General features: G+C 71.3%; 11 protein-coding genes and 1 pseudogene. 7 read left to right on the forward strand and 5 right to left on the reverse strand.

Annotated features, from left to right (window positions below):
• Nucleotides 1-211: 211 nt before the first annotated feature.
• Nucleotides 212-1,134: pseudogene (locus JOE53_RS01020) on the reverse strand (ATP-binding cassette domain-containing protein).
• A 177-nt stretch (nucleotides 1,135-1,311) separates the two neighbouring features.
• A complete protein-coding gene (locus JOE53_RS01025; protein WP_204946490.1) occupies nucleotides 1,312-1,959 on the reverse strand; it encodes an alpha/beta hydrolase in 648 nt (215 codons plus the stop codon).
• Between the two features lie 95 nt (nucleotides 1,960-2,054).
• Here JOE53_RS01025 and JOE53_RS01030 point away from each other — a divergent pair, with 95 nt between their 5' ends.
• From JOE53_RS01030 to JOE53_RS01045, 4 genes are read left to right on the forward strand one after another with little or no spacing between them, the layout of a single operon-like run.
• On the forward strand, nucleotides 2,055-2,723 hold the full coding sequence (locus JOE53_RS01030; protein WP_204946491.1) for an NUDIX hydrolase family protein: 669 nt from the start codon (nucleotides 2,055-2,057) through the stop codon (nucleotides 2,721-2,723).
• 40 nt (nucleotides 2,724-2,763) lie between these two features.
• Entirely contained in the window at nucleotides 2,764-3,576 is an 813-nt protein-coding gene (locus JOE53_RS01035; protein ID WP_271170988.1) for an AlbA family DNA-binding domain-containing protein, read from the forward strand.
• A gap of 11 nt (nucleotides 3,577-3,587) precedes the next feature.
• Nucleotides 3,588-4,256, forward strand: coding sequence for a hypothetical protein (locus JOE53_RS01040; protein WP_233449447.1), 669 nt, complete (start codon nucleotides 3,588-3,590; stop codon nucleotides 4,254-4,256).
• A 28-nt stretch (nucleotides 4,257-4,284) separates the two neighbouring features.
• Nucleotides 4,285-6,222: a M3 family metallopeptidase gene (locus tag JOE53_RS01045; protein ID WP_204946492.1), complete on the forward strand. Its 1,938-nt coding sequence runs from the start codon at nucleotides 4,285-4,287 to the stop codon at nucleotides 6,220-6,222.
• A gap of 33 nt (nucleotides 6,223-6,255) precedes the next feature.
• Here the strand turns inward: JOE53_RS01045 and JOE53_RS01050 are convergent, their stop codons facing one another.
• From JOE53_RS01050 to JOE53_RS01060, 3 genes are read right to left on the reverse strand one after another with little or no spacing between them, the layout of a single operon-like run.
• Nucleotides 6,256-7,377 (reverse strand): threonine aldolase family protein, encoded by a 1,122-nt coding sequence (locus tag JOE53_RS01050; RefSeq protein ID WP_204946493.1) that lies wholly within the window; start codon nucleotides 7,375-7,377, stop codon nucleotides 6,256-6,258.
• A gap of 11 nt (nucleotides 7,378-7,388) precedes the next feature.
• Complete coding sequence (locus JOE53_RS01055; protein WP_204946494.1) at nucleotides 7,389-8,063, reverse strand: SDR family NAD(P)-dependent oxidoreductase; 675 nt, start codon at nucleotides 8,061-8,063, stop codon at nucleotides 7,389-7,391.
• Nucleotides 8,056-9,540 carry a DUF6421 family protein gene (locus JOE53_RS01060; RefSeq protein ID WP_204946495.1) on the reverse strand — a complete coding sequence of 495 codons (1,485 nt, stop codon included), beginning with the start codon at nucleotides 9,538-9,540 and terminating at the stop codon, nucleotides 8,056-8,058. The genes JOE53_RS01055 and JOE53_RS01060 overlap by 8 nt, the downstream gene beginning before the upstream one ends.
• A gap of 71 nt (nucleotides 9,541-9,611) precedes the next feature.
• Between JOE53_RS01060 and JOE53_RS01065 the strand changes: the two genes are divergently transcribed.
• The 3 genes from JOE53_RS01065 (at nucleotide 9,612) to JOE53_RS01075 (ending at nucleotide 12,076) form a co-directional block, all read left to right on the forward strand.
• Complete coding sequence (locus JOE53_RS01065; protein ID WP_082784295.1) at nucleotides 9,612-10,067, forward strand: Lrp/AsnC family transcriptional regulator; 456 nt, start codon at nucleotides 9,612-9,614, stop codon at nucleotides 10,065-10,067.
• A 75-nt stretch (nucleotides 10,068-10,142) separates the two neighbouring features.
• Nucleotides 10,143-11,423, forward strand: coding sequence for a sensor histidine kinase (locus JOE53_RS01070; RefSeq protein ID WP_061683102.1), 1,281 nt, complete (start codon nucleotides 10,143-10,145; stop codon nucleotides 11,421-11,423).
• Nucleotides 11,420-12,076 carry a response regulator gene (locus JOE53_RS01075; protein ID WP_061683103.1) on the forward strand — a complete coding sequence of 219 codons (657 nt, stop codon included), beginning with the start codon at nucleotides 11,420-11,422 and terminating at the stop codon, nucleotides 12,074-12,076. The genes JOE53_RS01070 and JOE53_RS01075 overlap by 4 nt, the downstream gene beginning before the upstream one ends.
• Nucleotides 12,077-12,129: the final 53 nt, after the last annotated feature.

Raw genomic sequence — 12,129 nt, forward strand, 5'->3', positions numbered from 1 at the left:
GCCGCGGCTGCGGCGCGCGCCCCGCCGTCCCCCGCTCGCCCTGTTCCGTCCTCAGTCTCTCCGCCCCCGGACCCCGCCGGCGCCTGGAGAACCCGGGTCCGCGCGCCGCCGTCGCGTTCGCGCGGACTGAATACGGAACGGACGAGCCGACCCGTGCCGCGGCGCTCGCGCCGGTCGACCCCGCGGATGCCGCGACCCGCGGCATCCGCGCTCACTCGAACCGCATCTCGGTCAGCACGCCCTCGCGCAGCTCCAGCACGAGGTGGGGGCGGATCCGCTCGAGGAACCCGTCGTCGTGGCTGACGAGCACGACGGCGCCGCGGAACGCGGCCAGCGCCGCGACAAGCTGGTCGACCGTGCCGAGGTCGAGGTTGTTCGTCGGCTCGTCGAGCACCAGCAGCTGCGGCGGTGGGTCGGCCATCACCAGGCAGGCCAGGGCCAGCCGGAAGCGCCCGCCGCCGGACAGCTCCGCCACGGGCCGCAGCACCGTGTCTGCGCGGAGCAGAAAGCGCGCGAGTCGGTCAGCTCCAGCAGCGCCGTGTCGTGGCTGACGACGATGAGCGTGCCGCGCCAGCTGCGCACCAGATCGTGGACGCGCGCCCGCGCGTCACGGTCGAGGTTGTTGGTCGGCTCGTCCAGAAGCGCGATCGGGGCTCCGCGCAGTCTCACGCCGACGAGGGCGGCGAGGACGGCCTCGCCACCCGAGAGGGCGCCCACCCGTCGGTCGAGAGCGTCCTCGGGAAGGCCCGCTTCGGCGAGCGCAGCCGTGGCGCGTGCCTCGATGTCCCAGTCGTCGCCGACCGCGTCGAAGTCGCGCTGATCGACGTCGCCGGACGAGATGGCCCGCACGGCATCCAGCGCCGCATCGACGCCCAAGAGTGCCGCGACGCGGGTGTCGGCGGTGAGCCGCTGGGGCATCACATCGACGGTGCCGCTGCGAAAGACGGTGCCGGATGCCGGGACGCGGGTGCCCGCGATGCGGCCGAGCAGCGTGGACTTGCCGGCGCCGTTGCGTCCGATGAGTCCGGTGTGCACAGCGGCGAAGGCCCCGGAGACGTCGTCGAGAGCGACGGTGCCGTCGGGCCAGGTGAAGGTGACGCGGTCGAGCACGACCGCGGGAGAAGCGTGGGGCATGGGTGCCTCCTGTCGGTGTCGATGACACTGACGAGATCAGTGTCGGAGCGCAGGCGCGCACGACACTGTTCCCGGACGACGGGAGGGATCGACGGCCGGCGCGGATAAAGATGCGCCGACGCGTCGGAGAACCCGGTGTCCGAGGAGGGACGGAGGGATCGACGGCTCAGCGCGGGATCACAGCGCGGCGAGCTGCTTGTCGAGGAAGACGTGGACGTCGTCGAGCTCCTCCTGCGACACGCTGTGGGTGAGCCCGGCGTAGACCCGGCCGCTCAGCTCCGCGTGTGCGGGCAGCCACTGCACCGTATGGGCCACCGCAGCGGGGGGAATCACCTCGTCGCGGGCGCCGCGGCCCCAGAAGACCGGGGGGCGACGTTCGGCGAGCACCTCGTCGCCCGGAAGGGGTGACGGGTCTGCGTAGCCGGCGAGGTTCACGACGAAGGCGAAACGCTCGGGCTGCAGGCGCAGAGCCTGCAGAGCGACCGCGGCGCCCTGAGAGAAGCCGAGGATGCCGATCGTCTCGACATCCGTCGCCCGATCGATCCACGCGATCAGGGCGTCGGCGGCGGCCGTCACCGCTCCGCTCGAGCGGCCGTCGAGTCCCTCGATGGGATACCACGACCAGCCGGGGGCGGGAAAGGGCGGCGCCAGCGGCGCACGAACCGCGGCCAGCACGAACGCGTCGGGGAGGAAGGGAGCGAGCCCGAAAAGATCGCGCTCATCCGAGCCGTATCCGTGCAGCAGCAGCAGGAGGGGTCTGCCCGCCCGCGTCTCGGGGCTTTCCGACCAGAGGACGGCCTCGTCGTCGATCGCGATCGCGCTCATGACCACCATCCTCGCAGGGGGCGCCGACACTCGCGTCGCCGCCCGGCCGACGGCACGGGCGCGCCACCGGCGGCGGTACGGGTATACATGGAGGCATGGCCGTTCGCACCCCCGACCCCGATCCGAACGAACGCGACGACGACGGGAACCCCCGTGACCCGCTGCGCGGCTTCGGCAGCGGCGGGGGACGGCCCGGCCACCCCCTCGGCGACGGCACGTTCGGCTCGCCGGCTCCGGAAAGCGCCGGAAACCCCGGCTGGTTGAGCGACGTCGAGCTCGCCGAGGCCCGTCGGCGGCTGCCGATCCTCTACGTCGAGGCGGTGCCGGTGCGCACGGACGGCGTGGGTGCGGTGACGCAGGTCGGCGTGCTGCTGAGGGCGACGCCGCTGGGGGAGATCACCCGGTCGATCGTGTCGGGGCGGGTGCGCTATGGCGAGACGGTGCGCGACGCCCTCTTCCGTCATCTCGAGAACGACCTCGGTCCGATGGCGTTCCCGCAGCTTCCGCCGCAACCGGTGCCGTTCACGGTGGCCGAGTACTTCCCCCTGCCCGGGGTCAGCGCCTTCCACGACGACCGTCAGCATGCGGTGTCGCTGGCGTTCGTCATCCCGGTCACCGGCACGTGCGAGCCGCGCCAGGATGCTCTGGAGGTCACCTGGATGACCCCCGAAGAGGCCTCGTCGGAGGCGCTGGCTGCCGAGATGGAGGGCGGGCGCTCGACGCTCATCCGCCTGGCTCTGGCCAGCGTCGGCGCGCTGCGCTGATCGCCCGTCGTCCCTTGTCCCTCGTCTTCAGGTGATCACCGTGCCCCGCAGTGAGATGCTCGTCGAGGTCGCCGGCGCGCTGCCGCTCGCGCTGCTGCTGTCCTTCATGATCGCGTGGGTGCTGCGTCGCCTCTTCGGCGCTCGGCTGTCCCTGCCGCTGTCGGTCATGACGATCGTGTCGTTGCTGGGAGTGAGCCTCGGGCTCTTCCTGGCGGGCTGGTTCTTCGTCGGGCTGAGACTGTGGATGCCGACGGCGCTGCTGCTTGCGGTCGGCAGCAGCCTCGGGCTGTCGTTCCTCGTCGCCGGAGTCGCGGCGCTGCTGCGCCGCGACGGAGCCATTGACGTCGCCGCGCTCCTGGAGAAGGGTGAGAGCGACCGCGTCGAGTTCAAGGAGACCGCGCGCTGGAACGTCCGTGACGACAAGAAGGACGCGCGGATGGAGCAGGTGGTCGCGAAGACCGTCGCCGCCTTCCTCAACAGTTCGGGCGGAACACTGCTCATCGGCGTCGACGACGACGGCCGCGTGCAGGGTCTCGATCGCGACTTCGCGACCCTCCGCACCCCCGACGCCGACCGTTTCGAGCTCTGGCTGCGCGACATGCTGACGGCGAGTCTCGGAAAGAACGCCGCCGCCATGCCGCGTATCCGTTTCGCCGAGGTCGACGGCGCCACGGTCTGCGCCGTACGCTGCCCGCGAGCGCCCGAGCCCGTCTTCGTCGCCCAGGGGGGCGGCAGCGAGTTGTGGGTGCGGGTCGGCAACTCGACCCGCGCGTTCGGCGTCGACGAAGCCGTGACCTACGTCGCCCGGCACTTCCGGCCCACCCTTACCGATCTTGTGCTCGGGCGTCGCTGACGGCGGAGTTCGTGAGCTCCGCCGCGGAGTCCTCCCACGAACGCGAGCGGTTCGAGGACGTGCTGCGGGTCGCGGAGGACCAGGCATCCGTGATCATCAAGAACGCGAGCGTGCAGGCGGAGCGTCTTCTCCAGGCCGCCCGCGAGGAGATCGCCGCGCAGCGCGCAGCGGCTCACGCCGATATCGAGACGGTGCGCGCCCAGGCGGCGACGGATGCCGCACAGGCGAGACTGACGATCGATACTGAGCTGACGGCGCACACCGCCCAGCTCGAGCGCGAAGCGGCGCACGCCGCCGAGAAGGTCGCCCAGGCCGAACAGGAGGCCGCTGCCATCCGCACCGAAGCCGAGAAGAGCGCCGCGGCCCTGCGTGCTCTCGTCTTGGGCGACACGGAGCAGCTCCGCGCGGAGGCGGAGGACGCCGAGCGCATCACGCAGGACGCCAACGAGCAGGTCGCCGCGTCGCTGGAGCACGCGCAGCGCATCACGGCGAAGGCCGACGACTTCGACAAGCTCATGCGCGCGCAGGCTCAGCAGCACGAGGCCGACGCGCGGTTGCGCTCACGCGAGATCCTCGATCGCGCGAGCGTCAAGGCCCAGAAGATCATCGACACCGTTACCGGGCATTCGCAGAGCCGAGAACGACGGCGATCAGACGCCCGCGTGATCGCCGATCGTTGAGGTCGCAGCCCCGACGTAGGCTCGGATCATGACCTCGATCGAGCCTCTCGTCTTCCCGACCGACGCCGACGACTGGGTGGCGTTCGCGTCCGGACGACCCGCCGCCGCTGTCGCTCTCGTCGCCGATGTCGACGCCCGCCTCATCGATGCGGCGGACGAGATGGATGCCGCGACGCGCCTGGACCTGTGGAACGACGCCGATCTGGCGCTCCGGCAGGCCACGTGCGAGGCCTACCTGCTGAGTGAGGCGCACCCGGATGCCGAGGTGCGCCGCATCGCGGAGGAGCAGGTGCAGGCGCTCGAGGCGCTCTCGGCATCCCGCCTTCTCGACGGTCGCCTGTTCGCCGCCTTCGACGGTCTCTCCGACGAAGGCCTGGACGCCGATCAACCCCGCCTGCTCGCGCACGTGCGCCGCGACTTCCGCCGCGGCGGCGTCGCCCTCGCCGAGGCCGATCGCGAGCGGGTCCGCGCGCTCACCGACCGTGACACCGAGCTCAGCCTGGAATTCTCCCGCAACATCCGCGACGGACGGCGCGAGATCCGTGTCGCGCCGGAGGCGCTCGCCGGCCTTCCGCAGGACTTCATCGACGCGCATCCGGCCGACGACGACGGCCTCGTCGTCCTGACGACGGAGTACACCGACCTTATGCCGGTGCGGGAATACGCCACCGATCGCGCGACGCGCACGGCGCTGGTCGGGGCGTACAACGACCTCGCCTGGCCGGCCAACGACGCGGTCCTCGCCGAGCTGCTCGCGGTCCGGGCCGAGCGCGCGCAACTGCTCGGCTACCGCGACTGGGCCGACTACGAGACCGAGACCCGCATGATCGGCGCCGGTCGCCCCGACGGCGGCAGCGCCGCGATCGCGGAGTTCCTCGCGCGGCTCGACGAGGCGTCTCAGGCCGCCGCCGCGGCGGAGTACCCCGTGCTGCTCGAACGGCTGCAGCAGGACGACCCGGCGGCGACCGAGGTCACGATCGCCGACTTCTTCTACCTTCTCAGCACGCTGCGCCGTGAGCGTCACGACGTGGACGCTCAGCTCGTGCGCTCGTACTTCTCCTTCGATCGGGTGCTGCCGGGCGTGCTCGGCACGACCGCGCGCCTGCTCGACGTCGAGTACGTGCCCGTCGAGATCCCCACCTGGCACGACGATGTGCGCTCGTACGACGTCGTCCGCACGGGCGAGCGGCTCGGACGCATCCACCTCGACCTGCATCCGCGTGACGGCAAGTACAACCACGCCGCCTGCTTCCCCCTCGCCCCCGGCGTCGCGGGGCGTGTGCTGCCCGAGGCGGTGCTGCTGTGCAACTTCGCGCGCGGGCTGATGACCCACGACGAAGTCGTCACGTTCTTCCACGAGTTCGGCCATCTCGTGCACGACATCCTCGGCGGCGCGCAGCGCTTCGTGCGCTTCTCGGGTGTCGCGACGGAGTGGGACTTCGTCGAGGCACCCAGCCAGCTGCTGGAGGAGTGGGCGTGGGATGCCGAGGTCCTCGCCTCGTTCACCGCGAACGCCGCGGGCGAGCCGATCCCGGCCGATCTGGTCGCCAAGATGCGCGTCGCCGACGGGTTCGGGCGGGCCCTGGAGGTGCGCCGCCAGCTCGGCCACGCGAACGTGTCGTACCACCTGCACGTCGACCGTCCGGAAGACCTGCAGGCGGCCACCGAGCACTGGTACGCCGCGACGAGCCCGGTGCAGCCGCTGCGCGGGCTGCACTCGTACGCCGGATTCGGGCATCTCACGGGGTACGGCGCCTGCTACTACACGTACCAGTGGAGCCTCGTGATCGCGCGCGACCTGCTCTCGGGCTTCGGCGGCGACCTCATGGATGCCGAGGCGGCGACCCGCTACCGCCGTGAGATCCTCGAGCCCGGCGGCAGCCGGGACGCGACCGCGCTCGTCGAGGCTTTCCTCGGACGGCCGTACTCCTTCGACGCGTACCGGGCGTGGCTCGCCGGCGCCTGACCCGGTGACGGGTCGGCGTCGAGCCGGCGCGCGTCAGGTGAGGCGCGCGAGAGCGGCGACGAACGCGTCGACGTCGTCTTCGGACGTGTCGAACGAGCACATCCAGCGGACCTCGTTCTTCGCCGCATCCTCCCCACCGGCACTCGACGGATCGCCGTCGCGCTCCGTCGAGCCTCCGCCGGCGGGGCCCCAGTCGTAGAAGCGGAAGCTCTCGCGCAGGGCATCGGCGACGCCGTCGGGCAGCACCGCGAACACGCCGTTGGCCTGCGTCGGCTGGCTGAACGACACCCCCGCGATCGACCCGTCGGCGATCCCGGCTTCGACACCGGCTCGCAGGCGCTGGGCCATCGCGTTGGCGTGGCGGGCATTGCGCAGGTACAGGTCGCCCTCGAGCAGTGCCACCAGCTGCGCGGAGATGAAGCGCATCTTCGACGCCAGCTGCATGTTCAGCTTTCGCAGGAACAGCAGCCCCTCCGAGGCCGCCGGGTCGAGGACGACGACGGCCTCTCCGCCGAGCGCGCCGTTCTTCGTCCCACCGAAGCTCAGCACGTCGACGCCGACATCGGTCGTGAAGGCCCGCAGCGGCAGGTCAAGCGCCGCGGCCGCATTGGAGATGCGGGCGCCGTCGAGGTGCAGGCGCATACCGCGGGCGTGCGCATGGTCGGCGAGGGCGGCGATCTCGTCGGGCGTGTACAGCGTGCCGAGCTCGGTCGACTGTGTGATCGAGACGACGAGCGGCTGCGCGCGGTGCTCGTCGCCCCATCCCCAGGCCTCACGGTCGACGAGCTCAGGAGTCAGCTTGCCGTCGTCGGTGGGGACGTTCAGGATCTTGATCCCCGCGACGCGCTCGGGAGCGCCGCCCTCATCGACATTGATGTGCGCGGTGGATGCCGCGATCACTGCGCCCCACCGCGGCAGCATCGACTGCAGCCCGACGACGTTCGCGCCCGTCCCGTTGAAGACGGGGAACGCCTCGGCGTGGTCGCCGAAGTGGTGGCGGAACACCTCCTGCAGCCGGGCCGTGTAGGCGTCCTCGCCGTACGCGATCTGATGCCCGTGATTGGCGGCGGCGATGGCTTCGAGGATCTCGGGGTGGACGCCCGAGTAGTTGTCGCTGGCGAAGCCGCGGACGGTCGTGTCATGCAGGGTGGTCACGGATATCCAATCTAGTTCGGCGCGCCGAGGCCGACGATCGTGTCGTTGACCTCGGCCGCGTCGGCATCCCAGAGCCCGACGAAGGCCGATCCGAGCGCCTCCTCCAGGCCCGCGAGAGCCCGGACGCGGAAGATGACGGATGCCGCGGTCTGCGCGACCCCGCGATCGCGCGCGTCCTTCGCGAAGCCCTGCGCCATCGCGCGGGCCCATGCCTCCTCCGCGGCCTTGACGGCGGCGTAGTTGGCCCCGCCCGCCAGGGGGCGCGCGACCGCCGTGGACGACACGATCGCAGTCCGGGCGGCGGGGGAGGCGTTCAGGTCGTCCCACCACGCGCGCGTGACGTGTCGCAGGGCGCTCAGCCCGCTCTCCAGCGCGCGGTAGTCGGCCTCGGTCTGGCCGCGCAGCCCGCCGCCGCCGCGCCACCCCCCGACGAGGTGCAGCAGCCCGTCGACACGCACGCCGTCCGCCGCGAGCATCGCCGCGAACGCCGCGACCTCCGCCTCGTCGGCGAGGTCGCACACGGCCGTGCGCGCGCCCAGGTCGCGCAGGGGAGCGAGAGCGTCATCGCGGCGCCCCACCGCGATGACGCTCGCCCCGGCCGCCACGAGCGCGCGGGCGGCGGCGTGCCCGCTCGCGCTCGTCGCACCGGCGATCATGACCGAGCGCCCGCGCACGCCGTCACCCATCGCGGCCCGTGATGCCCGTGGTCGAGGAGATGACGCTCTGCATCTTCTTGTCGAGCGCCTCGAAGAACATCGACAGCGGGAACTCGTCGTCCAGCACGGCGTCGGTGTAGCCCTTCGGGGCTCCGGCCAGCACGTCGTCGGGCAGACCGCGCGCCCAGAGCGACGCCGGGTGAGGGGTCACGACGCTGCTCACGAGCTCGTAGGCGGCGAGCCAGTGCGCGACCTTCGGTCGGTCGATCGACTCCCAGTACAGCCGGTCGATCGCATCGCTGAGGGCGATGACCGCCGCCGGCACCTCGTCCCAGTCGAGGGCGAGAGCGGTGTCGGTCCAGTGCAGCACGCCGCGCTGGTGCAGCCAGGCGAAGAGCAGCTGCCCGCCGAGACCGTCGTAGTTGCGTACCCGCGTCCCGGTGATGGCGAACCGGAAGATCCGGTCGAAGAGCACGGCGTACGGGACGAGTCGCGCGTGATCGAGCATCTCCCGCTCGGCATCCGTCAGATCTTCGCCCTGATCGGCCCGCGCGCTCAGCCGTGCGGCGATGCCGACGCACTCCCGGTACGCGGTCAGATCGCAGCGCAGCTCCTCGAGCGAATACAGGAAGTACGGCATGCGCTGCTTGATCATGAACGGGTCGAACGGCAGGTCGCCGCGCATGTGACTGCGGTCGTGGATCAGGTCCCACATCACGAAGGTCTGCTCGGTCAGGCCCTGGTCGGTGAGCATGCGCGCGACGCCCTCCGGTACGTCGAGCTTCGTGATCTCGGATGCCGCGGCCACCACGCGCCGGAAGCGCGCCGCTTCGCGATCCTGGAAGATCGCGCCCCACGTGAACGCCGGAATCTCACGCATGGCGACCGTCTCGGGGAACAGCACCGCGGAGTTCGTGTCATAGCCGGACGTGAAATCCAGCAGGCGCAGGGAGACGAACAGGCCGTTGGTGTACGTGTGCTCCACCTCGGCGATGAACTCCGGCCAGATCACTTCGCAGAGCACCGCCTCCAGGTGCCGGTCGCGGGAGCCGTTCTGCGTGTACATCGGAAAGACGACGAGATGGCGCAGGCCGTCGACGCGGTCGCGCTGCGGCTGGAAGGTCACCAAGGAGTCGAGGAAGTCGGGCACGCCGAAGCCGCTGTCGGCCCACCGGTGCAGGTCGACGACGCACGCCGACAGGTAGGCGCCATCGTGCGGGAACAGCGGGGCGAGGCTCGCGATAGCCTCCGCGACCACGGCGACCAGTTCCGCGGCGTGATCACGGTGGGCGGGATCCGCCACCGAGCCGTCCTGCGCTTGCAGCGGCTGCAGCTGCGAGACGGCATCCTTCAGGGCCAGCCACGCGGGCTGCTGCGTGATCGGTCGGTCGTCTTCGACGAGCTGCGTGATCGGTCGGTCGTCTTCGACGAGCTGCGTGATCGGTCGGTCGTCTTCGACGACCTCGGGCTCTCCGATGACGGACTTCGCGGGCGTGAGAAGGGACATGGTGGGCACCTCCGATCGTTTGACAGGAATATTTACGGCCTGAGCGGCTCGCATCGGATATTCTTCCATGTGTGGAAGATGATGTCGACCGTCGAATCGTTGCCGAGGTCTCCCGTGACGGGCGGATGACCCTCGCCGACCTGTCCGCCGCGGTCGGACTGTCCGTCTCGGCGGTGCAGGCGCGGCTCAAGCGCCTCGAGTCCCGCGAGGTCATCACCGGGTATCGCGCCATCGTCGATGCCGACGCGGCCGGACGTCCTCTGGCCGCATTCATCGAGATCACCCCGCTCGATCCCGCCCAGCCCGACAATGCGCCCGAACTGCTCGAGCACCTCGACGCCATCGAGGCGTGCCACTCCATCGCGGGCGACGCCAGCTACATGCTCTTCGCCCGGGTCGCCTCGCCGCGCGCACTCGAAGACCTCGTGCGCGACATCCGTCTCGCCGCGTCGGTCCGCACGCGCACCACCGTCGTGCTGCAGACGTTCTACGAGCACCGGCCGATCGTGCCGCTCGGCGCGTCCTAGCGCCGCCGGGCGCCGCCGACTGCAATACATCCCGCGATGGATGCCGCGACACGCGCCGTCGCGTAGCGTCGAAGCGTGTTCCGCGCGCTCACCCGCACGCAGCTGACGGTCGACATCGTCGCCGCCGGCGTCTTCGCGATGTTCGCCGTGCTGGCCACCCTCGTCCCCTGGGACTCGGTGAGCTCGGGCGTGCTGCCGCCGCACGTGGCGCTCGCCGTCGCGCTGGTTCTCACCGTGGTCTTCTCGGCCGCCGGCGCGATCCGGCGCCTCGCGCCGGAGCTGGCGCTCGCGGTCTGCTGGGTGGCCGCGATCATGCAGATGGCCAGCGGCCTGCCGCCCCTGCCGGCGAACGTCGTGATCTTCGGTGTGCTCTACACCACCGCGGCATACGGCGCCCGACGCACGTTCTGGCTCGGGCTCGCCTCATCCCTGGTCGGTGCGTTCGCGATCGCCGCCTACATCGTCGTGGTGCCGCTCCTGCTCGGAGCGGGCACGCCGAACGGCATCGGCACGTACGTGTTCGCCAGCGTCGCCACCTTCGCCTCCGCCGCGTTCGCCCTGCTGCTGTCGTGGACGACCGGTGCGCTGGTGCGCACCACGCTGCGTGCGCGCGAGAACCGCCGCGCGCAAGAACTCGCCGAGGCGACGGCGGTCGCCGAGGCCGAGCGCACCCGCATCGCCCGCGACATGCACGACGTCGTCGCCCACTCGCTCGCGGTCGTGATCGCTCAGGCCGACGGTGCGCGCTACGCGGCGGCATCCGACCCCGCCGTTGCCGCAGCGACGCTCGGCACCATCTCGGCCACGGCTCGCGCCGCGCTGTCCGACGTCCGGATGCTGCTGACGCAGCTGCGGCACACGCAGGCCGAAGGGCCACAGCCGACGCTCGCCGACCTGGAACAGCTCTACGCGCAGGTGCGCGCGGCGGGGGTCGCACTGCGCGTCGATGTCGACCCGATGCCGGCCGCCGAGGTGCCCTCGGCCGTGCAGCTCGCCGTCTTCCGCATCCTGCAGGAGGCGCTCACCAATGCGCTGCGCCACGGCGCACGCTCCGAGGTGAGCGTGCGGCTGGCGTGGCACCCTGAAGGGGTGGAGCTGACCGTGAGCAATCCCATCGATCCGCCGTCGCCGCTTGCCGGCGCGCACGGCGACCGGGCCGACGGCGAGGCGCGCGGGCACGGGCTCATCGGCATGCGGGAGCGCGCACAACTCGTCGGCGGGCACCTCGAGGCGGCTCCCCGCGGGCGGGTCTTCGTGGTGAGTGCCTCGCTGCCGATCGCCGAAGCGATGACGCCGGGATCCCGCGTGCCCGGGCCGACGCTGCCGGGTTCGCACGTCCCGGAGGCGGCGCGGTGAGCGCGCCGATCCGTGTCGTCCTCGTCGACGACCAGGCCCTCTTTCGCGCCGGCATCCGCATGGTCATCGATTCGCAGCCGGACTTGACCGTCGTCGGTGAAGCCGGCGACGGGGCGGAAGGCGTGCGGGTCGTCCGACAGACGCGCCCCGACGTCGTGCTCATGGACATCCGGATGCCGGTGATGGACGGCCTCGCTGCGACCGCGGAGCTGCTGTCCGATACGACGCTGGCGAGCGCACCCCCGCGGATCGTCATGCTCACGACCTTCGATCTCGACGAGGCGGCCGCGCGGGCCATTCGTCAGGGGGCGAGCGGCTTTCTCCTGAAGGACGCCGATCCGGAGTTCCTCCTCGCGGCCATCCGCACGGTGCAGTCGGGCTCGGCGGTCATCGCCGCCGCGGCCACGCGTGAGCTGTTCGCCCAGTTCTCGTCCCCTCTGCGTGCCGCACCTCCGGCGTTCGCCGAGCTCACCGAGCGGGAGCGGGAGATCTTCGCCCTCGCCGCCCGCGGCCTCTCCAACGCCGAGATCGCCCAGCGTGAGTTCCTCTCCGAGGCCACGGTGAAGACCCACATCAGCCGCGTGCTGGGAAAGCTCGGACTCCGTGACCGCGTGCAGCTGGTCGTCTTCGCGTTCGAGCACGGCTTGGCCTGAGAGCGCGTCGTCGCCGCATCATCCTTGCGATGTACGTCTCCGCGACGCGAGGC

It is taken from the genome of Microbacterium laevaniformans, from assembly GCF_016907555.1.
GTDB classification, from domain to species: Bacteria; Actinomycetota; Actinomycetes; order Actinomycetales; family Microbacteriaceae; genus Microbacterium; species Microbacterium laevaniformans.

Excerpts from the sequence above, each read along its gene's own strand:
- JOE53_RS01045 (WP_204946492.1), top strand. The coding sequence starts at position 4,285 with ATGACCTCGATCGAGCCTCTCGTCTTCCCGACCGACGCCGACGACTGG.
- JOE53_RS01025 (WP_204946490.1), bottom strand. The coding sequence starts at position 1,959 with ATGAGCGCGATCGCGATCGACGACGAGGCCGTCCTCTGGTCGGAAAGC.
- JOE53_RS01060 (WP_204946495.1), bottom strand. The coding sequence starts at position 9,540 with ATGTCCCTTCTCACGCCCGCGAAGTCCGTCATCGGAGAGCCCGAGGTC.
- JOE53_RS01055 (WP_204946494.1), bottom strand. The coding sequence starts at position 8,063 with ATGGGTGACGGCGTGCGCGGGCGCTCGGTCATGATCGCCGGTGCGACG.
- JOE53_RS01030 (WP_204946491.1), top strand. The coding sequence starts at position 2,055 with ATGGCCGTTCGCACCCCCGACCCCGATCCGAACGAACGCGACGACGAC.